At 59.5% G+C, this 20,046-nt stretch carries 19 protein-coding genes and 2 pseudogenes; 15 read left to right on the top strand and 6 right to left on the bottom strand.

Annotated features, from left to right (window positions below; all coding sequences use genetic code 11):
- Positions 1 to 368 precede the first annotated feature (368 nt).
- Positions 369 to 1,154, bottom strand: coding sequence for a pyrroline-5-carboxylate reductase family protein (locus tag J3P97_RS09615; RefSeq protein WP_434674001.1), 786 nt, complete (start codon positions 1,152 to 1,154; stop codon positions 369 to 371).
- Complete coding sequence (locus J3P97_RS09610; RefSeq protein WP_305495603.1) at positions 1,151 to 1,852, bottom strand: TetR/AcrR family transcriptional regulator; 702 nt, start codon at positions 1,850 to 1,852, stop codon at positions 1,151 to 1,153. Before J3P97_RS09610 ends, J3P97_RS09615 begins: the two co-directional genes overlap by 4 nt.
- A 221-nt stretch (positions 1,853 to 2,073) precedes the next feature.
- Here J3P97_RS09610 and choW point away from each other — a divergent pair, with 221 nt between their 5' ends.
- From choW to J3P97_RS09580, 6 genes are all read left to right on the top strand, one after another.
- On the top strand, positions 2,074 to 2,922 hold the full coding sequence (choW, locus tag J3P97_RS09605; protein ID WP_434674000.1) for a choline ABC transporter permease subunit: 849 nt from the start codon (positions 2,074 to 2,076) through the stop codon (positions 2,920 to 2,922).
- The gene (gene choV, locus J3P97_RS09600; RefSeq protein WP_434673999.1) at positions 2,919 to 4,142 is read left to right on the top strand and encodes a choline ABC transporter ATP-binding protein; all 1,224 of its coding nucleotides are present in this window, start codon (positions 2,919 to 2,921) and stop codon (positions 4,140 to 4,142) included. Before choW ends, choV begins: the two co-directional genes overlap by 4 nt.
- Before the next feature lie 75 nt (positions 4,143 to 4,217).
- Positions 4,218 to 5,471, top strand: coding sequence for an aromatic ring-hydroxylating oxygenase subunit alpha (locus tag J3P97_RS09595; RefSeq protein WP_434673998.1), 1,254 nt, complete (start codon positions 4,218 to 4,220; stop codon positions 5,469 to 5,471).
- Positions 5,472 to 5,480: 9 nt separating this feature from the next.
- Complete coding sequence (locus J3P97_RS09590; RefSeq protein ID WP_434673997.1) at positions 5,481 to 6,599, top strand: FAD-binding oxidoreductase; 1,119 nt, start codon at positions 5,481 to 5,483, stop codon at positions 6,597 to 6,599.
- Between the two features lie 88 nt (positions 6,600 to 6,687).
- On the top strand, positions 6,688 to 7,602 hold the full coding sequence (locus J3P97_RS09585) for a LysR substrate-binding domain-containing protein (protein ID WP_434673996.1): 915 nt from the start codon (positions 6,688 to 6,690) through the stop codon (positions 7,600 to 7,602).
- 117 nt (positions 7,603 to 7,719) lie between these two features.
- Entirely contained in the window at positions 7,720 to 7,983 is a 264-nt protein-coding gene (locus J3P97_RS09580; protein WP_305495615.1) for a hypothetical protein, read from the top strand.
- A 216-nt stretch (positions 7,984 to 8,199) separates the two neighbouring features.
- On the opposite strand, the gene J3P97_RS09575 is transcribed toward J3P97_RS09580, so the two are convergent.
- The gene (locus J3P97_RS09575; RefSeq protein WP_434674526.1) at positions 8,200 to 8,766 is read right to left on the bottom strand and encodes a TetR/AcrR family transcriptional regulator; all 567 of its coding nucleotides are present in this window, start codon (positions 8,764 to 8,766) and stop codon (positions 8,200 to 8,202) included.
- A gap of 146 nt (positions 8,767 to 8,912) precedes the next feature.
- Between J3P97_RS09575 and J3P97_RS09570 the strand changes: the two genes are divergently transcribed.
- From J3P97_RS09570 to J3P97_RS09540, 7 genes and pseudogenes are all read left to right on the top strand, one after another.
- Positions 8,913 to 10,010, top strand: coding sequence for an alkene reductase (locus J3P97_RS09570; protein WP_434673995.1), 1,098 nt, complete (start codon positions 8,913 to 8,915; stop codon positions 10,008 to 10,010).
- Between the two features lie 40 nt (positions 10,011 to 10,050).
- Positions 10,051 to 10,833: an SDR family NAD(P)-dependent oxidoreductase gene (locus J3P97_RS09565; protein ID WP_434673994.1), complete on the top strand. Its 783-nt coding sequence runs from the start codon at positions 10,051 to 10,053 to the stop codon at positions 10,831 to 10,833.
- A 106-nt stretch (positions 10,834 to 10,939) separates the two neighbouring features.
- A pseudogene (locus J3P97_RS09560) lies at positions 10,940 to 11,122 on the top strand (LysE family translocator); the annotation flags it as partial.
- Positions 11,123 to 11,189: 67 nt separating this feature from the next.
- Positions 11,190 to 13,208: a DKNYY domain-containing protein gene (locus J3P97_RS09555; protein ID WP_434673993.1), complete on the top strand. Its 2,019-nt coding sequence runs from the start codon at positions 11,190 to 11,192 to the stop codon at positions 13,206 to 13,208.
- A 69-nt stretch (positions 13,209 to 13,277) separates the two neighbouring features.
- Positions 13,278 to 14,189 carry a transcriptional regulator GcvA gene (gene gcvA / locus J3P97_RS09550; RefSeq protein ID WP_434674525.1) on the top strand — a complete coding sequence of 304 codons (912 nt, stop codon included), beginning with the start codon at positions 13,278 to 13,280 and terminating at the stop codon, positions 14,187 to 14,189.
- A 68-nt stretch (positions 14,190 to 14,257) separates the two neighbouring features.
- Positions 14,258 to 15,085, top strand: coding sequence for an EamA family transporter (locus J3P97_RS09545; RefSeq protein ID WP_434673992.1), 828 nt, complete (start codon positions 14,258 to 14,260; stop codon positions 15,083 to 15,085).
- 31 nt (positions 15,086 to 15,116) lie between these two features.
- The gene (locus J3P97_RS09540) at positions 15,117 to 15,878 is read left to right on the top strand and encodes an SDR family oxidoreductase (RefSeq protein WP_434673991.1); all 762 of its coding nucleotides are present in this window, start codon (positions 15,117 to 15,119) and stop codon (positions 15,876 to 15,878) included.
- A gap of 148 nt (positions 15,879 to 16,026) precedes the next feature.
- On the opposite strand, the gene J3P97_RS09535 is transcribed toward J3P97_RS09540, so the two are convergent.
- The gene (locus J3P97_RS09535) at positions 16,027 to 16,311 is read right to left on the bottom strand and encodes a hypothetical protein (protein ID WP_434673990.1); all 285 of its coding nucleotides are present in this window, start codon (positions 16,309 to 16,311) and stop codon (positions 16,027 to 16,029) included.
- A gap of 345 nt (positions 16,312 to 16,656) precedes the next feature.
- The gene (locus tag J3P97_RS09530; RefSeq protein WP_434652877.1) at positions 16,657 to 17,259 is read right to left on the bottom strand and encodes a DUF6338 family protein; all 603 of its coding nucleotides are present in this window, start codon (positions 17,257 to 17,259) and stop codon (positions 16,657 to 16,659) included.
- 136 nt (positions 17,260 to 17,395) lie between these two features.
- Between J3P97_RS09530 and J3P97_RS09525 the strand changes: the two genes are divergently transcribed.
- Positions 17,396 to 17,650: a protein L gene (locus J3P97_RS09525; protein WP_434569073.1), complete on the top strand. Its 255-nt coding sequence runs from the start codon at positions 17,396 to 17,398 to the stop codon at positions 17,648 to 17,650.
- Positions 17,651 to 17,731: 81 nt separating this feature from the next.
- A complete protein-coding gene (locus J3P97_RS09520) occupies positions 17,732 to 18,346 on the top strand; it encodes a hypothetical protein (protein ID WP_434673989.1) in 615 nt (204 codons plus the stop codon).
- 272 nt (positions 18,347 to 18,618) lie between these two features.
- On the opposite strand, the pseudogene J3P97_RS09515 reads toward J3P97_RS09520, so the two are convergent.
- Positions 18,619 to 19,592, bottom strand: a pseudogene (locus tag J3P97_RS09515) (IS4 family transposase); the annotation flags it as partial.
- Positions 19,593 to 20,046: the final 454 nt, after the last annotated feature.

Genomic DNA, 20,046 nt, shown 5'->3' with positions numbered 1-20,046 from the left:
CTGCTCGCGAAGGCGGTGGTTCAGTGAAAGGGATGCTGGACTGGCGGACGCCATCGCGAGCAAGCTCGCTCCCACAGGGTTCTGTGTTGCACGCAATCTTGTGATTGATAAAGATCCAAATGTGGGAGCGAGCTTGCTCGCGAAGGCGGTGGTTCAGTGACAAGGATGCTGGATGGCGGACGCTTTCGCGAGCAGGCTCGCTCCCACAGGGTTCTGTGTTGCACGGCAATCTTGTGATTGATAAAGATCCAAATGTGGGAGCGAGCCTGCTCGCGAAGACGGTGGTCCAGTGACAGGGATGGTGGATTGGCTGACGCTTTCGCGAGCAGGCTCGCTCCCACAGGTCTCCCACAGGTCTGATCAGTGAATCAGGCTTGCAGGCCCTGACGGGCGACCGCGGCACCGGCTTGCAATGCCTTCCCCACCTGCTCCTCGAAATGCCCCTCGGTCATCGCCTGCAGGGCGGCGGCGGTCACACCGCGGTAGGCGACCAGGGCGTCGATCATCTGCCGGGCGTCATGGCTGGCCAGCAACTGGCTGCTGTGGACCACGACATTCTTCGCCGCAAGCTGCGCAATCTCGGCGGGGATGCCGGCCTCCATCGCCTGATTGGCCAGGGCTGTCATGAGCAAGGCGGGAAAGGCCGGGCCGGTGCCGGAAAGCGCGGAAAGGTAATCAATGAAGTCTTCCTGCTCAACCTCGGCGGCAGTACCGACGCATCCGAACAAGCGCTGGACGAAGCTCTTCGTCGCCGCATCCACCACGCCGAAGCAATACCAAGGTGTAAACGACTGCCCGATCTCCACCGCCGCATTGGGCATCGCCCGCAGCACTCTCGAAGCCGAGGTCCGGGCGGCAATGGCCTGCGCGGTGATCCCGGCCATCAATGAAATGACTGTCTTGCCAGAAGCGTTGAGGCTCAGGCCGGCGAACTGCTCGGGGCGCACCGCGATGATGACCACGTCGCTGCGGTCCACCAGCGCCTGGTTGTCCGTGACGAGACAAACGCCTTGTTGCGCCAAAGGATGGACACCCGAGCGATTGGAAATAACCAGATTGCCCGCCGGCAACAGCGCCTGCGCCAACACAGCCTTGGCAATCGCCCCGCCCAGCCAGCCCGTTCCGCCAATGATGCCCAGCGTCGGCGCGTTCATTTCCCGGCCGTCTCTTCAAAGGTTTCCGTCAACGGCACAAAGATCCCCGGCTCTTTTTCGGCATAACCGAATTTGCCGTAAAAACGATCCAGCTCGCGCTGCTTGGGTACCTTGCCGGTGAAAATGCTCACGTAATGCGGGATGCGCTGGAAACGCACGGTGATCAGCTCGCTGGTGTTCATGGTGATGTAACCGATCTGGGTCAGGTAGATCGTCCGGGCTCGTGCGTCGGCGCCCTGGCTGTCGTAACCAAAGCGCTTGAACATGCTCGCCAGGGCGCCCATTCGCTGCTCGTCGACGATGGCGACTTCCTGCGCCACTTCAGCGGACTGGAGCGCCCAGCTGCGCACGGCGAATTCAAATTGCGAATCGAACAATTGAGGGTTGAGCCAGCATTCGAACACGTTCAGGATCGCCTCGGAAATGCTCTCGGCGTAGCTCTCGCTTTGCCGGATCAGGCCACCGGTGTTGGTCTCGCGCCAGCGCGACAGCAAGGCGGCGAGCAACTGCTCACGATCCTCGAAGAACCAATAGAAGCTGGTGCGTGACAAACCCAAACGCTTGGCCAGCGGCATGACCCTGACCGCATCGATGCCGGACTCCTTCAAGGCCTCGTAGGCCGCTTCCAGCCAGCCTTCGGGCGACCCTCGCCAGCCGGCGTCCTGGGCCTTGCCGCGCGCCTTCCCTACCTGGGGCATCTTGCATCCACCTTGTTGAACATACGTAACGCGAATGTACTCGGATGCCCGCCGAATGTACACCTGAGTACAGTTGCTCAACGCAGCGCGGCCTGTGCGCCCGAAGCCCGGCCAGATTGATGACAAAAACTCATGAGCCACTGACTTTAAATGGTTTGTCAGCACCGCACGCCCGGATGAGTATCTGCTCCAGGCAAACCAGAACAAAAACGAGCCGCCTTATGTGGACTGCACAAGAAAAACTCCCGCTGGGTGAGTACATCGCCCGATACGTCGAATGGCTGACCCAACATGGCGCCGATGTCTTCGACGCCATTTCGCTGTCGCTTTCCGAGGTCATTGCGGTCTTTACCAGCGCCCTGCTCTGGTTCAACCCGCCGGCCTTGATCGGGCTGCTGGCCCTCTTCGCTTATTACATTCAACGCAAGGTGAGCCTGACGCTTTTCGTCGCCCTGTCGTTCCTGTTGATCTTCAACCTGGGCTACTGGCAGGAAACCATGGAAACCCTGGCCCAGGTGACATTCGCCACGCTGGTGTGCGTCATCATCGGCGTGCCGCTGGGCATCGTCGCGGCGCATCGTCCCTGGTTCTACGCAACCCTGCGACCGGTGCTCGACCTGATGCAAACCGTCCCCACTTTCGTCTACCTGATCCCGACCTTGACGCTGTTCGGCCTCGGCGTGGTTCCGGGATTGATTTCCACGGTGGTCTTCGCCATTGCCGCGCCAATCCGCCTGACCTACCTGGGCGTGCGCGATGTGCCTCAAGAACTGATGGACGCCGGCAAAGCCATTGGCTGCTCGCGTCGCCAGCTGCTGGCACGCATCGAGCTGCCCCATGCCATGCCGAGCATCGCCGCCGGGATTACCCAATGCATCATGTTGTCGCTGTCGATGGTGGTCATCGCCGCGCTGGTCGGCGCGGATGGCCTGGGCAAGCCTGTCGTCAACGCCTTGAATACCGCCGATATCGCCATGGGTTTCGAAGCAGGCCTGGCGATCGTGTTGTTGGCGATCATCCTCGACCGCATCTGCAAGCAGCGCGAAACCGTGAAAAGAGGTGACGCATGAGCATTATTCGTTTTGAAGACGTCGACGTCATCTTCGCCAACCGCCCGAAGCCGGCGCTGGAGCTGCTCGACCAGGGTTTTTCGCGCCCGGAGATTCTGCAGCAAACCGGCCTGATCGTCGGCGTGGAGAAGGCCAATCTCGACATCAACAAAGGTGAAATCTGCGTGCTGATGGGCCTGTCCGGCTCCGGCAAGTCGAGCCTGCTGCGCTGCATCAACGGCTTGAACACGGTGAGTCGCGGCAAGTTGTTCGTCGAGCACGAGGGCCGACAGATCGACATCGCCGCCTGCACCCCGGCCGAGCTGAAAATGATGCGCACCCGACGCATCGCCATGGTCTTTCAGAAATTCGCCCTGATGCCCTGGCTGACCGTGCGCGAGAACATCGGTTTCGGCCTCGAAATGCAAGGCCGCCCCGAGAAGGAGCGGCGCAAGCTGGTCGATGAAAAGCTTGAACTGGTGGGCTTGACCCAATGGCGCAACAAGAAGCCCGACGAGTTGTCCGGCGGCATGCAGCAGCGCGTTGGCCTGGCCCGCGCCCTGGCGATGGACGCCGATATCCTGCTGATGGACGAACCCTTCTCGGCCCTCGATCCGCTGATTCGCCAAGGGCTGCAGGACGAGCTGCTCGACCTGCAGCGCAAGTTGCACAAGACCATCGTCTTCGTCAGTCATGACCTGGACGAAGCCCTCAAGCTGGGAACACGGATCGCCATCATGAAAGACGGCAAGATCATCCAGTACAGCAAACCCGAGGAGATCGTGCTGAAGCCGGCAGACGACTACGTGCGCAATTTCGTCGCCCACACCAACCCACTGAATGTGCTCTGTGCGGGAAGCCTGATGACCCCATTGGACCAGTGCATATCCGCACAGGGCGAATATTGCCTGGATACGGTGCAGAACCTCTGGGTTGCGCTGAACGCATCGAGAGGATTGGCCAGCGTGCGCCGCGGCGCTGCGGCCCAACCGCCGCAACACTGGAACCGCAACGAGGCCACCGCGCCCTTGCGCCGCCTGGTCACCTCGGTGCCGGCGGATACCGGCATGCGCGAGGCGCTGCGTATCCGCTATGAAACAGGACATCCACTGATCGTGCTCGACAAAGACCAGACCGTCGTCGGTGTACTGGGCGATACGGAACTGTACCGCGCACTGCTCGGGCATGACCTGTCGCGCCCGGTTTTATCCGAGCCATTGTCAGAGCCTGCGGTGGCCTGAACAGACGAAACCCGTTTTCCCTGCAGCACTGCTTGTCCGCCAACCACCGATCATTTGCCTTGAGTGAGATCGACGATGAACCCAACCCTGAAAACCCATCGTGAACTGCTGGCCGACCGCACCCCGGGCCATGGCATGCCCGGCGGTCTGTTCGGCCGCGAGGATGTTTTTGAAACCGACGTCGATGTGTTTTTTACCAGACACTGGATTCTGGTGGGGGTCACCAGCGACGTTGCCGAACCCGGCGATGTTTCGACGATCGATATCGGCAAATCCTCGATCATCCTGGTCCGCGATGATGACGAGCATGTGCAGGCGTTCCGCAATGTCTGCCGGCACCGTGGGGCGCGCTTGAAACAGGCCGGCAAATCGACGGTGGGCATGCTGGTCTGCCCCTATCACCAATGGACGTACGACCTGGACGGCAGCCTGAAACATGCCGCGCACATGGGCAAGGATTTCGACCCGGGGTGCAAGAGCCTGATTCCGGTCCACACCCGCGTGGTGGGTGCCCATGTATTCGTCTGCCTGAGTGACGAGCCGCCGGAAGACATCCTGTACCTCGACCAGGTCATGACCCCGCGTTTCGCTCAGTACGATCTCAGCCATTCGAAGATTGCCTACGAGTCGGAAATCATCGAAAACGGCAATTGGAAACTGGTGATCGAGAACAATCGCGAGTGTTATCACTGCGCCGCCACGCACCCCGAATTGACCGCGTCGTTCCTGCCGGAAGACTTCGGCTTCTGCATCGACGGCCTGGGCGAGGACTCGCTCCTGGCACTCAAGGAATATCACCAGCGCAACGCCGATACCAGGCAAGACTGGGAAAACCAAGGCTACCTCTGTGAGGCCGTCGAGCACCTGGGCGAGGACGCGGTGACTCAGTTCCGCACCCAGCGCCTGGCCATCGCCGGCAACGGCGAATCCCAGACCCTCGATACCCGCGTCGCCTGCACGCGCTTGTTTGGCGACCTCACCCGGCGCGATCTGGGCGACATGCACCTGTGGACCCACAACTCATGGAGCCACATCATGAGCGACCATGCGGTGGTCTCCTACATCATCCCGCTGGCGCCCGACAAAACCCTGGTGCGGACCAAATGGCTGGTGCACGCCGATGCCATCGAGGGCGTGGACTACCAGGTGGATAGACTGATCGAAGTCTGGGCGGCGACCAATCTTCAAGACGCCAACCTGGTCGGCATCACCCACAGCGGCACCCAGGACCCGGCCTATTCACCCGGACCGTTCTCGGCGTTTACCGAAACCTATGTCGACCAGTTTTCTCGCTGGTACGCGGCGCGTATGGCCGCCCATGGCGTGTGAGGGATGGACATGACGACCTACGAAAAGCTGACGCGGCCCCAACGTTTTACCGACCCGACGACCTGGACCGCTTATGGCTCGCAATGGCACAGCGGCGAGCAGAAAACCTTGTCATGTTGCGCCGTGCACCAGGAAACCCATGACGTAAAGACGTTCGTGTTCCAATGCGCGGACTTCAGTGCGTTGAGCTTCGAACCGGGGCAATTCATCACGCTGTCGCCGGTCATCGGTGGGCAAACCATCGCGCGCTGCTACACGCTGTCCTCCTCCCCCACGCGCCCGTTCGCCTTTTCGATTACGGTCAAGCGCGTGCCGGGTGGCGTGGTCTCGAACTGGCTGCATGACCATCTCGAACCGGGAGACACCCTCAGGGCATCCGGCCCGGCGGGCAGTTTCACACCGGTGGGTCATCCGGCGACAAAACTGCTGTACCTGTCGGCCGGTTCCGGCGTGACGCCCTTGATGTCGATGACCCGCGCCGCCTGTGACATGGCGGCCAATCTCGACATCGTGTTCCTGCACAGCGCCCGTACGCCGGCGGATATCATTTTCCATGACGAACTGACGCGAATGCAGGCCGATATGCCCGGCCTGCGGGTCATCGGTATTTGCGAAGGGCTTGGCGCTGCCAGCCAGTGGCGGCAGCCGATCGGTCGGCTCGATCTGCCTCTGTTGAGCCAGCAAGTGCCGGACTACCACGAGCGGGAAATCTTCACCTGTGGGCCCCAGGGCTACATGGAAGCAGTCAAGGCACTGCTCAGGGAAGCGGCGTTCGATTTTCGCCACTATCATCAGGAAAGCTTCGATATCGCGGTGCTGAATGAGGAACCGCTGATTGAGCAGGCCCCTTCACTCGACCAGCAACAGATGTTCACCGTCACCCTGTCGCGCTCGGGCAAGACCTTCAGCATGCCCGGCAACCAGACCGTGCTGAGCGCGGCAAAAAAAGCCGGGGCGATCGTGCCCTCCTCGTGCAGCCAGGGCATCTGTGGCACCTGCAAGACCGCCCTGCTGGAAGGCACGGTGGACATGAACCACAACGGCGGCATCCGGCAACGGGAGATCGACAAAGGCCTGCGCTTGCTCTGCTGCAGCAAGCCGACCTCCAATCTGATCATCGATCTCTAGCCGTCACGCCTGATCCGCTAGTCACTGCGCGCAGGCTTCTGCACAATCACCCTGCGCCTGACCCCAAACAAGACAGTGACCCAGCCCGATGAAACTGCAACCGTTGCCGCCGCTCAACAGCCTGGTGGCGTTCGAGGCCGCTGCTCGCCACCTGAGTTTCACCGTGGCGGCTCGTGAACTGAACGTCACCCAGGGCGCCATCAGCCGCCAGATACGCCTGCTCGAAGATTATCTGGGCACGGCACTGTTCATCCGCACGACCCGTGAAATCAACCTCACTTCTACAGGCAGCCAGTACCACGAAAGCATTCGCGATACGTTGCAGCAGATCGCCCGCGCCACGGCTGGCGTTCGTCATTGGCAAGGCGCGCAGCAAGTCACCGTGGTCACCAGTACGGCGATGGCATCCCTGTGGCTGCTCCCGCTTGTTTCGGAGTTTCAGCGCCAGCACGAAGAAATCGACCTGCGCATCATCGCCACCGACCAGGTCGAGGACTTTTCCCGACTCGATTGCGATCTGGCGCTGTATTACTGCAGCAAGCCGCCCAACAACATGAAGGTCACCACGCTGTTCAGCGAAGAGATTTTCCCGGTGTGCAGCCCCGCGTACCTGGCGCAGCATCCCGAGGCCGACAGGCTCGAACAGCTCGGCGCCTGCACCTGGTTATGGCTGGAGGATCAGCATCGGGACTGGATCGGCTGGAAGGAATGGTTCCGACGCCTGGGCCACCAGGCGCCAGAGCCTCGTCGGCGGATCAACATCAACAGCTACTCGATGCTGATCCAGTCGGCGCTGGCCGGGCAAGGTGTGGCCCTGGCCTGGTCGAGGTTGCTCGGCGACCACTTGCAGACCGGCAATCTTGTTCGCCCGACCTCCAGCCTCTTGCGCACCGATGCGCAGTTTTGTCTGCTGGAACCCTTGGGACGGGTGCCGAACCGGCAAAGTGTCAATCGCTTCCGCGAATGGCTGATGACTTATCTTGCGCAGACGGAGGGTGCCTGAGCAGTGGCGCGTCGAACCCAGGGCCGTTTATCAAACAGCTTAAAAAACCGCCACCGCGGCCGATACCCCTCACAAGAGCCCAGTGACTGGGTGGCTGGATTGCGGCGGGAACCGGTGATGACAGACATATATCTGCTGATAGCGAGCGGCACGGACCAGAGCGATGCGTACGTGCTGGGTTGGTTCGATGACAGGAACAAAGCCAGGGAAGTGGCCGAGCAGAAAGAATGGGAGGCTTATCGCGCCAGCCTGAAGGCGGAAAACCGTTGGTCAAGCCATAAACCGCTGGCGCCGGACAAGACCGAGTATCGGCGGTACTGGATCAAGACCGTGTCGAAGTTCGAATACGTTTCCGTCCCGAGGTCGCTGGCGGTTCACTGAAGCCTGCGGCCGATCATTCGAAAATTTAACGAACCGCGCGCGCTCGCCAGGGGTCTAGAACACTAAGCCCATCTGAAGAGAGCGTCCTCATGTTGAAATTTCTTGGTGGTACCGTCGGGATCATTTTCCTCATCGGCCTAATCGTGGTCATTGCCCTGTTCAAGTTCATTTTCTGACCCGGACAGCGGTAGCACGTGCTGCGCTACCGCTGGTTTTTCATGGCTCCGATGCTGGCAGGGACGCGAGGACCTGTGCTCGGCAGACCTCGAGTATTTCGCCAGCCAGCGGAGCATCGTCCGGGCACGCGCGCGAGAGCATGATCGCGCCGATAGCCTGGGCGAGCAGGCCAAGCATCTTTGCCCGGCCCCCCTCCTCTTGCGTCCCAAGCTTTTTTTCAAGCGAAGCCAGGGTGCTTTCGACGCCGCTGGCGAAAGTCGCCTTCAACTCGTCTGACTGACGCGCCGCATCCCCGCACAACGCCGCCATGGTGCAACCGTGCCCCCGCGCATCGCGGTGTTCCCTGGATAGATACATCGCAAAAAATCCGGCTACATCAAGCTCGCCGGTGCTGGCCAGCGACTGCGACAGGCTGTTCGCGGAAGCCTCAGCCATCAGGTCGGCCTTCGAACCGAAATGTTTGTAGAAGCCTCCATGGGTAAAACCCGCAGCGGCCATCAGGTCCGCCACGCCTATTCCGTCAAAGCCGCGCTCGCGAAACAACACCGACGCCGTCTCGACGATGTGCTCGCGGTTTGCCTGTGCCTGGGCCTTGGTCACTCTCATTTGCGTATGCCTCGTGGCCGCTCGAATCAAGCCCTCATCATACATAGATGCCGAGCATAATCAAACTCGTTGACAGTTTAGATTTCGGTCATCATCCTAGAGGCAAGCGGTACGAAACCTCCTCCACAGGCACGGACACAAGACCCATGACCAACCAGATTCTGTTCACCCCGCATAAACTGGGCTCCCTCACCCTTGCCAACAGAGTCGTGCTGGCACCACTGACCCGCAACCGGGCCGGGAAAGGCTTTGTTCCCAGCGAACTCGCGGCGACCTATTACAGCCAGCGGGCATCGGCAGGCTTGCTGATCGCCGAGGCCACGCAGATTTCGCAACAAGGTCAGGGCTACCAGGACACGCCAGGAATTTATACCCAGGCGCAGATCGACGGCTGGCGCACCGTCACCGATGCGGTACATGCCAAAGGCAGTCGGATTTTCCTGCAGCTATGGCATGTCGGGCGTGTTTCCCACGTTGCCCTGCAGAAAAACGGCGCAGCGCCGGTCGCGCCCTCCGCCCTTCGCCCGGCCACCAAGGTGTTCGTCAATAACAGTTTCGAGGACGTGTCTGAACCACGAGCGCTCGACGTCAGCGAGCTGCCAGGGATCGTCGACGATTTTCGCCAAGCGGCCTCCAACGCCATTGCCGCCGGGTTCGATGGCGTAGAAATCCACGGTGCGAACGGCTACTTGCTTGATCAGTTCATCAAGGATGGCGCCAACGTGCGCACCGATGCATACGGCGGCTCGATTGAAAACCGCGCGCGCCTGCTGCTGGAGGTGACCGCCGCCGTCGTGGGCGAGATCGGTGCCGGGCGCACGGGTCTGCGCATCTCGCCGGTATCGCCAGCCAATGGCGTGTCCAGCAGCGCACCGCAGGCGCAGTTCGACTACATCGTCGACCAGCTCAACACGCTGGACATCGCCTATCTTCACGTTGTCGAAGGCGCCACTGCCGGACCGCGCGACGTGGCGCCCTTCGATTTTGCCGGCTTGCGCCAACGCTTCAACAACACCTACATCGCCAACAACGGTTACGACTTGGCGCTGGCGGCTGCGCAACTGCTCGAAGACAAGACCGACTTGATCGCCTTCGGTCGGCCGTACATTGCCAATCCGGACCTGGTGGAGCGCCTCAAGTCCAACGCCCCCTTGGCTGCGCTCAACCCAGCCACCCTCTATGGCGGCGGCGCAGAGGGCTACATCGACTACCCGACGTTCGCCGAATCCGGCACCCGCAACTGAAGTTGATCGCACATTTCCTCCCCCTGAAGAGACCGACACCATGACCACTCGCAAAACCGTCCTCATCACTGGCGCCTCCACCGGCATCGGCGCGGTCTATGCCAAGCGCTTCGCTCAACGCGGCCACGATCTGGTGCTGGTAGCCCGCGACAACGCGCGGATGGAAGCGCTGGCAAGCGAACTGCGCAATGAACACAACGTCAGCGTCGATGTGCTCCAGGCCGACCTCACCCAAACCGGCGATCTGCACAAGGTCGAGGCCCGCCTGCGCGATGACGACAGCATCGGCATCCTGATCAATAACGCCGGCGCCGCCCAGTCCGGCAGTTTCATCGAACAGACCACCGACAGCGTCGCGCACCTCGTTGCGCTCAACACCACCGCGCTGGTTCGACTCGCCAGCGCCATCGCCCCGCGCCTGGCAAACGCTGGCGAAGGCGCAATCATCAACATCGGCTCGGTGGTCGGCCTGGCACCGGAATTCGGCATGTCGGTCTACGGCGCAACCAAGGCCTTTGTGCTGTTCCTCTCCCAAGGGCTGAGCCTCGAGCTTTCGCCCAAAGGCGTCTACGTCCAAGCCGTGCTGCCGGCAGCCACCCGTACCGAAATCTGGGAGCGCGCCGGCATCGACATCAATACGCTGAGTGAAATCATGGAAGTGAGCGACCTGGTGGATGCCGCGCTGGTCGGCTTCGATCGCCGCGAAGGCGTGACCATCCCGCCCTTGCAGGACGGCGCGCGCTGGGATGCGTTGCAGGCGGCGCGGCAGGGACTGCTGTCGCAGATCAAGCAATCGACGGTTGCCGAGCGCTACAAAGCCTGACGTTTCACCGCGAAAGTGCTCCGGTGCTGGGGGGTTCGTCCTCGGCGACACCCAGACGGATCCGTCCGGTCAACTCTTCACCATGAAAAGCCGCCCAGGTTTCTGCATTATCGCGCAGACGTTGCCCATCGCGCTGACTTATGCGGTCGTCGAGTTTATCGTTGAGTTCGGTGTAGCCAGCGCAGCGCACCGGGTCAGGCCTTGGCTGGCCCGAACCGGGCGCCGATTTAATAAAGTCTGTGGCGGTTTTTTCGTACTTTTTGGGGTGAGCCTGCCGATTCAAAACTGAACGGTGTGCTTCTGGCATGTAAAACCGTGATCATTGGCCAACCATCGAACGCTCAGGTCGCAACAACATGACAGACGTAGAGACGGCTATCGCCGAGTGGGAGCCGCTTGATCTCGAATGGCATCAGGGTTTCGCCTTCCTGGAAGGCGTGCTGCTGGGCGACGGGCAAGTGCCGGACGTGTACATCCTGCTCAGCCCTGAAGGCGCACACCCCGACGCGATAGCGAAAGCTGCCAGTGACGGGCGTTATCCGCCCTCGCCTCTGGTTGCCGGCCAACCGGTCCGGCGGCATCGACGCAACCCCTGGGTTTTGCGTGACGCCTTGCGCGACTATTACCTGCTTCCCGCCTACCAACAGCGCTACGGCTATCACGCGCTCCAGGCCCTGGCGTTTCGGTTCGACAAGGCCCTGGAAAACCTTGGCCACCAATATTGGCGCGATGCGTCCGGCGCCTATTGGTTCGGCGAATACGCAATCACCGAAATCCTTCAGGCAAAGCCCGCCAGCCTGGCCCCGGTGCCATCGTCGCCAGCCTCGGTGACGGCAGCCTCTGCCCTATTCAGCGACGGGGTGAGTATCTTTCTTCAAGGAAAATTCATCGCCAGCGCGACGGCGCGGGTGCGTTATTGCAATCACCCTTCCTATCGAGTGATCGACGGCCAGGTCTACAAGGGCTTCAAACCCCTGCATCAGAAGGACGGCACCCCATTGCCGATCAGCAATCCGGACGAGTTCCGGATGCTCGCCGAACGCTGGGGAACCGATGGGCAGTCGATCATCGTGCAGGCGCAGCAAGGTTCGAGCATTGCCTATGAGTATTTCTATCGCATCGACAATGCCGACCTGGCGACCTTCACCGTGCTTAACGAACGTTACGCCAAGGACCGGCAACGCGCCTACTACCTGACCGGCAAGACCCTGCGCTACGTTGGTGATTTTCGGCTGCTGAAGAACTGCCACCCGGCGTTCGACGAGTGCGGCCGCGTGGTTGGCAGCAGCGAAAGCGAGGATGAGTATTTCGCCGTGGACGACCTGTACGTCTACGCCGCCGGGACGCGTCTGCGTGACGCCCACGGCCCGAGTTTCCGCCACTTGGGGTTCGATTATTACCGTGATCAACATCACGTCTACAAACGCCAGAAACGCCTGGATGTCGACGCGGAAAGCTTCGTCGTGACCCAGCTCTGTGGCGATGACCAGGACTACTCGCCTGTGCTCGCAGGCGACAGGAATGGTCCGCTGGGTTCTGGCGGAATCATCGATGCGGCAATGCAACAGGCATGGGCGCCCTACTTCGAGGCTCATCCGCAATTGCAGGGTTACTGGTGGCATCGTTTGCAGGTATCGCCTGAAGCTGCAGAAGCGCAAGCACAAACGCCGCCGTTACAAGCCATCGGCCTCGGTTTCGAAGTCGGCCGCCAGGTGTACTTCCATGGCCGCGTTATCAACGGGCTGGACGCTGCAAGCTTCAAATTGCTCGACACACACCTGTGCGGCGACGCCCAGGGCCTTTATCTGATTCCGTTTCATAACGCCGAGACGCAAGTGCCCGAACGGTTTTCCCAGGAGCCGGTTGAGCACTTCCGCTCACTCGGCGGCCCCTATCTCACCGACGGCAAAACCGTGTTCTGCCACCGGGTCTTCTATCATCCCCCTGAACCGATTCGTAAGGCTCAGGTAGGCAGTTTCGAGTCTTGCGGGCATGGTTGGGCCAAGGATCGGGACGCGGTTTATTACTACGGCGAGGCGAAAAAAAAGCTGCATCCTTGCGACACTCGCATTCTCGGTACCTATGCCGTTAGCCCCACGCTGATCTTCTCGGAAGGCAAGTGGCTGGATGTGGCTTTCGAGCCTGACGAAGTCCGCGTGCCGCATCCCGATTTCCTGCAGTTGGGTACACGCAAACTGTTCTGCCATCGGCGGCCGCTGAGTGCCAAGCGTATCGACCTGGGCACCTTGGAATTCCTGACGGAGCGTTATGCCCGAGACAAGCACCGAATCTACCACTACGACGGCTATGCGAGCCTGACCGAGGTCGATGAAGCGCATTATCAGCAATCCCTTCGTGAGCCGTCCCATTCATAGCCGCCGGCGATGTTCTATCATGAGCCAGCGCTCATGACGCGCATCCTGAAATCGCCGGATACCCTTCACATGAGAGACCTGCCGCCGACCGCTACACTACGAGCCTTTGAAGTCGCCACCCGCCATGCGACCTTTACCGCAGCCGCGCAAGAGCTGCATGTCACCCAAAGCGCGGTCAGTCACCAGCTCAAGCACCTGGAATCCCTTTGGGGATTGCAATTGTTCGAACGTGGCAAGTCACTGCGCCTCACCGCCGCGGGGGCCACGCTGGCGCCCATCGTGCGCGAGTTTTTCATGAGCCTTGAAGCGACCCTGGGCGATCTGCGCGAGCAGAAAGGCAGGGTTCGACTCGAAGTCAGCACCACGTATTCCTTCGCACTGAAATGGCTACTGCCCCGCTTGCCGAATCTCTCCCGCCTGCACCCGGAGTTGTTGGTCTCGCTGGACACTACCGACAAGATCATCCACTTCTCCAGTGCCCAGGCCGACGTGGCAATCCGGCTCGGAAAGGGCAACTACCCCGGCCTGTATTCGGAATTCCTCTTCGGCGAGCAGGTTTTTCCGGTGGCCAGTCCTGACTTGCTGCAGCGCTTCGGGACGCCACGCAGCCCTGCCGAACTGTTGCACTATCCGTTGCTGACCCGGGATGGCGCCGAGCTGGTGCCGAAATGGGAGATGTGGTTCGAGAAGGTCGGGCTGGAATTCTTGCCACTCAAGGAAAGCGTCAGGTTCGGCGACACCAACATGACGGTCGAGGCAGCCCTGCTCGGCCAGGGCGTTGCCTTGGTGCGCAGCGGGCATGTTGAAAGCGAAATCAGCGATGGCCGCCTGGTGCGGCTGTTCGACGTGCCATTCCCGTCACCACTGGCCTACTATTTTGTCTGTCCCAAGGGCATCGAATCGCAGCCGCATATCGTCAGCTTCCGCGAATGGTTGATCTGCGAGGCGTCGACCGTCCAACGCGCTTATGAAAATGCATGAGGTTTTACTCATGAAACGATGAGGAGACTTCGCTGTAGTACAGGCATCTGCGCCGCCTAGAATGGCGCATGCCTATCCATATCATCTCACTGGTTCTTTTCGCCGCGCTCCTGCATGCCAGCTGGAACGCCTTGCTGCGCGGCGGTGCCGATCGGCTGTGGTCAATGACGATCATGTGCGTCGCCATCGCCGTGACCTGCGTCGTCGCCGCAGCATTCATGGTCCCACCGGCTGCCGCCAGTTGGGGTTATGCGGTGCTTTCAGCCGTACTCCACGTCGGCTACAACCTGTTCCTGGTACGCAGCTACCGCGTCGGCGACCTCGGACAGGTCTATCCGATTTCCCGTGGCTCATCACCGGCACTGATCGCCCTGGGCGCCGCCGTCTTCGCCGGAGAAAGCATCGCCCCCGGCGTCCTGCTGGGGATTGCGCTGGTGTCCGGCGGGATCATTTCCCTGGCCTTCAGGGGCCGCAAACTGTCGGTGCCCAGCCTGCCCTACTCGCTGGGCACGGGCTGTTTCATCGCCGCCTATAGCGTCGTCGACGGCATCGGTGCCAGGCTCTCCGGAGCGCCGCTCGCCTATACCGTCTGGATGTGCGCCTTGTGGGGCGTGATGATGCCGATGGTCTACATCGGCCTGCGCGACGCACGCAGCCTGTTCTCCGTCCGCCCCGGAATATTCAGCGCCGCGGCCGGCGGGCTGGTCTCCTTGCTGGCCTATGGAATCGTCATCTACGCCATGAACGAAGCGCCCCTGGGGGCGGTATCGGCATTGCGCGAAACCAGCGTGCTGTTTGCGGCGCTGATCGGCGCCATCTTCCTCGGCGAGACACTCACCGCCCGCCGGATCCTGGCGTGCGCAGTGATCGTCAGCGGCACCATCATCATCGGCTGACACAGCCAACTGCTCAGGAGGGCTATTCACCATGGTCAATGACTCGCAGGCACCGCTGATCCTGATAACCGGCGGAAGTCGCGGAGTGGGCGCCGCCACCGCGCGGCTGGCCGCCGCACAAGGCTACGACGTCGCGATCAGCTACGTTGCCAACGAGCCCGCGGCGCTGGCAGTGGTCGCGGATGTGGAGGCACTCGGACGTCGCGCGCTGGCCATGCGCGCCGACAGCGCCGACCCCGAACAGGTCGCCGATCTGTTCGCGGCCATCGACCGCGCGTTCGGGCGCATCGACGTCCTGGTCAATAACGCGGGGATATTGTCGGCTCAGTCACGCCTGGAAGACCTTGGCTTCGAGCGCATGCAGCGCATCTTCGCGGTCAACTCCATCGGCCCGATTCTCTGCGCCCAGCAGGCAGTGAAGCGCATGTCATACCGGCATAACGGCCCGGGTGGCGCGATCATCAACGTTTCTTCGGCATCGGCGCGCCTGGGCAGCCCTAATGAATATGTCGATTACGCGGCGTCAAAAGGCGCCTTGGAGACCTTCACCATCGGCCTCGCCAAAGAAGTGGCCCGGGAAGGCATACGCGTCAACTGCATTCGCCCCGGACACATCTACACCGAAATGCACGCCAGCGGCGGCGAGCCGGGGCGGGTTGATCGGGTGAAGGATTCGATCCCCATGGGTCGAGGCGGCCAACCGGAGGAAGTGGCACGGGCGATTTTATGGCTGGCGGGTGGAGAGGCGTCGTTTGTGACGGGGACGTTTCTTGATGTGACTGGGGGGAAGTGAGTTTTGCGCGGGTGAAACGCTGAGGAGCCTAACGCTGTTCACCCAAGAGAAACGGCAGACCCGTGGCGAGGGAGCTTGCTCCCGCTCGACTGCGAAGCAGCCGTAAAACCAGCGGGTGCGGAGGGTCTGATGCTCCGCGCTCGGCAGGTCAGGGCGCGTCCGGTACTTCTTCCCAGCCCTTCTTCAAATAGACATCAGCGACAATTTTGCGAATAAAAAAGCAATATCCAATGGGGAGGCACATAACGGGTATACCCATCCAAGGTGGGCCCGCTATGACCCCCAAGCCAATCGCAATTACCCAGATCAATAGATGGGACCAGAGTTGCGCAAAAAACAGATAGATAGGGCCAAGCAATAGGATCGCTAAAACCTGGAATGCACCAACTTCTTCTGTTTCATTACTTTCTGGATTCTTAAAATAACGTGCCACGCCAATTCCCTAGAGAAAATTTCTACTTCTGTTGTATCTGCACAATCCGCTCAAGCTTGAGTGCGTCACACTACGTCAATCGCCGCTTGCACACCTATGGGTGTGCCTGAGGATGAGGCGAGTTCGATCAAGCCAAGGCCCTCCGGACTTTTACTCTCCATATCAGAAATCAAAAGCCCAGCGGGTGGGCTGGGCTTGATGTTCAATCCTTTTTAGGGGTCGGCGCCGGAGGTGGTGCCTTAGGGGGCTGAGGTGGTAATACGCTTCTAGTCCGATCAGGATTCACGTTCATTCCGTCATTAACGTGCTTGCGCTCCAAGATCATTGGACGCCCATTTTGATCATTCATTTCGGTTTCCCCTGCGGCTCTAGAAATTCGACCCATTGAACATCAGTATTTGCAACCATGAGGAACGATACTCCGTCCTGAGGCTGAGCATCCTCACCAACGATCCATGTTGGGTACTGCATAACAAAATGTCCATTTTCTGGCTCTGCAGGCCATGCGTATGGATACCCCATTAGCCTACGTCCATCTTTGAGATTGAGCACAATTCCGCGATCGGAAAATCGTAGGAAGGCGAACCTCCATTCGCCAACAGATGCCCTAGAGGTAAGGCCGACCCGTCGAGCTAATTTATAGAGCAAGTCATGCTGGGAAAGATAGGCTAACGAGAGGCCAATGATGATTGCCAGCGCGAGCGACCATGTGATGGCGACATTTGTTGTCCATATACCGAACGAATGCCACTGCCCCGCCCACAGAGCGACTCCAGCAACCACGTCGACAATGAATTTGATCGACGCAGTACAAATCAAGGCCTGAATCACCTGCTCAAACTGTGCGGGTTTTTTCGCATCTGCTAACCAATAGAAAACGACCGTCGCCAGAAATCCGGGCAAAAGCGCCTGTAAGACCGGTAATAGCTTTCCTGCAACGTCTTCCATACTGGCGATCTCTGAGCAAGTCCCTCGAGCATAGCGTCAGGCTGTTGGGATAACCAGCCTGGACGAAAGCCCAGTAACTGGATTGGATCCGAAAGTAGTAGCGTTGTGCCTCCAAACCAACCGAGGCGGCACCGCTATGGCGCGAGTAATCGAAGAGACAGTCCAGTACCTGAAAAAGACGCCGAAGACCGTCCTAGGCGGCGCCGTCTGGGACACGCTTTACCAGATATCAAGCACTGTTCCGGTATCTGGAATCTATCGTTGCGAGGGATGTGGCGACGAAATCACCTCAAACAAAGACGATCGCTTCCCCCCACAAAACAAGCATCAGCACACCAACACAAAAAAGGTTGAGTGGCGCCTGATCGTCGAAACCCAAACTAAAGGCTGAAGGATTTCCCCCCAGCCCTTTACCCGCAAGCCCAAGGACTGGAGTGCGCCAATTCGGCGCGCGTGTGACCTCGAGGTCAATGTGAACGAAGACAGCGCAACATGGAATTATGAAGCTGGCCCAACCGACGCAATGAAGCAAGAGATCGGTCAAATCGTGATAAATCACGCGCTATGCGACCCTTCGCTTTATTCATTGTTTCATGCGTTATCAGGCATCAATGAGGCTACAGCAAAGGTCATGGTGAGAGCTCTAAGACTGAAAAGTGGAGGCCTTATTGAGCTTATAAAAGCGTTCAAAAAAGAAAAAGAATCACAAATTCATCCAGAGCTATCGAAGCGAATAACCGAATGCCTTTCGGCGTATGACCAGCTCTCCAAAGCCAGAAATCTGATAGCTCACTGGCAGTGGGGTCTCTCGCCCAGTGGCGAAGATAATGCTATGACCTCTAATTTTCTAGGGATGAACCATGGGGATCCTAGTGCAGATAGAAACCACACACTAGGATCCTTAAAAGCAACCTCTTGGGGATTAATGCAAGTCAACGTGCTGATGGCACTGGTATCGTCTTTTATAGCGGGAAATATTCCAGACACATTCATTGATCTGGCTCTGTCAGGTGTCGATGACGTACTTAACAAGACGCGTCAGGCTCTGCTTGACATACCAGATGTTTCGGCTGAAGAACTGCCATAATCCGGAAAACCTCTGCCAACAGGTGACTGGACATTAACGGATAGTAGAGGCTGTAGATGTACTCCATGGCAGTCTCAGTCATCGCCTAGTAACGATCACTTGCCCTAGCTCTTGAGGCGGACGACTTGCAAAGCGCGCAAGGTCGGCAAGGCTTTGCGCGTTCAACCAATCCGTTAAATCGCTCATGCCTTTTCTCCTGCGGCTTGACCGCGAGATATGTCTATCTTTGCATTTCTGTGTCTGAGGACCAGGCGTGTTCGGTCGAGCCAAGGCATGGAGCTTTTGATATCCCTGAAGCCCAGCGATTTCCCAGCGCTCCTGATAAAGCTTCGCAACGACCTTGGTGCTGTAGGTGGTGGCTGGCACGATGTCATGACTGTTTTTACTCTGCCCTGGATCTCATAGCTGACTTCGCGGGCTTCCCAGTGCGTGCCAAGAGCCGGACTTCGCTTTCTGGCTTGCGGTGAGACCTTCATGCGTACCAAGCGGTCGTGCTCGCCGTAATGAACCAATTCCTCACAGACCGTGCCTTTTTTGGCGGGGATCAACCAATGACGGTGGGTTCCGACGTTACTCAAGCTCGACGGCATTTCAGCACCCCAGAATCCTTTATCGAAGAGCATCACGGAGTGATCGGGGATCTGCTGCAAAAACTCGTCGGCCAAGCGCATTTCACTGCGACGGTAAGGCCCCAATTGAGCGTCCAGAATCAGGTGCGAGCGTACATTCATCAGTGCCACTAGGCGCATCATGGGAAAAGGTGTCTGACGATCACTCGGTGTGTTTCCCGATCCAAAGTGATCTCGTAGCTCAGGAGGATCCGGTGTGCGCAAAAGCGTACCGTCCACGGCGAACACCTGCAAACCGTGCCAGTCATCCTCGTCATAGCGCTGCGCTCCCCACTGAGTACCGGTCTTACGGAATAGCCACTCATCGGGATCGGCGCCGAGTCGTTTGCGCTCTTCGGTTACGCCGCTTCGGGCCAACAAGTGCTCGGAGGCGAGGCCTTGGGCGCAAACATTCAAGCGTCTGGCCACCTCGTGAAGCGGCTTGTCACGAAACAGCGCCATGCCGAGCACCAGTCAAAGCACTTGATCAGCGGGCAGGCATCGTCGGCGAATGGCGGCCTGGCTCGATAGATCAGCGCAGACGCTACCCACTCTATGGGAATGTTTTGGGTGAAAGTGCTCAGGTCGCAGAAATTGAAAAGGTCGTCGAGGTCGAGCATGTCCTGTTGAACAGACATAAAAAAACCCTGCGAGTGCAGAGGCCCTGAATAGGTGCGCAGTCTTTCCCGCTGTCTGCCGAAGGCCTTCGCAACGTCGACGCCCTATTGCATCGATCTCGCCGCTCAAGTCTCGCGCCAACCCGAAAGCACGTGAGGTCAAGGTGCGCGGGCTGCCGGTGTTATTTCCGTACGCCGTACTGTCTGGCTAATCGGCGTCCAGGTCGTCCCGAGGGCTGTCCTGGCTACAGGTGAAACAGGAAATAAAAAACCCGGCACGGTGGTCGGGTTTGTTTTCGTTTGTATCGGGCTACGATCCTGCTCTGTGGCGTATGAACAGCACGGATTTCGTCGATACAAACGCAATAATTGCGCCTAAAGCCCCTGCCAACACGCCTGCTTTCAATCGTACGGCGGGGCCGAAATTGCACATATCTGTCGGGGAAACAAACCGGATAGTGCAAGGCATTGGAAA

This window comes from Pseudomonas sp. R1-15 (assembly GCF_051132085.1).
Taxonomy (GTDB): domain Bacteria; phylum Pseudomonadota; class Gammaproteobacteria; order Pseudomonadales; family Pseudomonadaceae; genus Aquipseudomonas.
Note: the sequence above shows the minus strand (reverse complement) of the source record. Positions and strands in the feature narration are given on the sequence as shown.

Coding starts and splice junctions, on each gene's coding strand:
- J3P97_RS09545 (WP_434673992.1), top strand. CDS start 14,258: ATGCCTATCCATATCATCTCACTGGTTCTTTTCGCCGCGCTCCTGCAT.
- J3P97_RS09530 (WP_434652877.1), bottom strand. CDS start 17,259: ATGGAAGACGTTGCAGGAAAGCTATTACCGGTCTTACAGGCGCTTTTG.
- J3P97_RS09615 (WP_434674001.1), bottom strand. CDS start 1,154: ATGAACGCGCCGACGCTGGGCATCATTGGCGGAACGGGCTGGCTGGGC.
- J3P97_RS09595 (WP_434673998.1), top strand. CDS start 4,218: ATGAACCCAACCCTGAAAACCCATCGTGAACTGCTGGCCGACCGCACC.
- J3P97_RS09585 (WP_434673996.1), top strand. CDS start 6,688: ATGAAACTGCAACCGTTGCCGCCGCTCAACAGCCTGGTGGCGTTCGAG.
- J3P97_RS09565 (WP_434673994.1), top strand. CDS start 10,051: ATGACCACTCGCAAAACCGTCCTCATCACTGGCGCCTCCACCGGCATC.
- J3P97_RS09540 (WP_434673991.1), top strand. CDS start 15,117: ATGGTCAATGACTCGCAGGCACCGCTGATCCTGATAACCGGCGGAAGT.
- J3P97_RS09555 (WP_434673993.1), top strand. CDS start 11,190: ATGACAGACGTAGAGACGGCTATCGCCGAGTGGGAGCCGCTTGATCTC.
- J3P97_RS09580 (WP_305495615.1), top strand. CDS start 7,720: ATGACAGACATATATCTGCTGATAGCGAGCGGCACGGACCAGAGCGAT.
- J3P97_RS09575 (WP_434674526.1), bottom strand. CDS start 8,766: ATGAGAGTGACCAAGGCCCAGGCACAGGCAAACCGCGAGCACATCGTC.
- J3P97_RS09570 (WP_434673995.1), top strand. CDS start 8,913: ATGACCAACCAGATTCTGTTCACCCCGCATAAACTGGGCTCCCTCACC.
- choV (WP_434673999.1), top strand. CDS start 2,919: ATGAGCATTATTCGTTTTGAAGACGTCGACGTCATCTTCGCCAACCGC.
- J3P97_RS09610 (WP_305495603.1), bottom strand. CDS start 1,852: ATGCCCCAGGTAGGGAAGGCGCGCGGCAAGGCCCAGGACGCCGGCTGG.
- J3P97_RS09590 (WP_434673997.1), top strand. CDS start 5,481: ATGACGACCTACGAAAAGCTGACGCGGCCCCAACGTTTTACCGACCCG.
- choW (WP_434674000.1), top strand. CDS start 2,074: ATGTGGACTGCACAAGAAAAACTCCCGCTGGGTGAGTACATCGCCCGA.
- J3P97_RS09525 (WP_434569073.1), top strand. CDS start 17,396: ATGGCGCGAGTAATCGAAGAGACAGTCCAGTACCTGAAAAAGACGCCG.
- gcvA (WP_434674525.1), top strand. CDS start 13,278: ATGAGAGACCTGCCGCCGACCGCTACACTACGAGCCTTTGAAGTCGCC.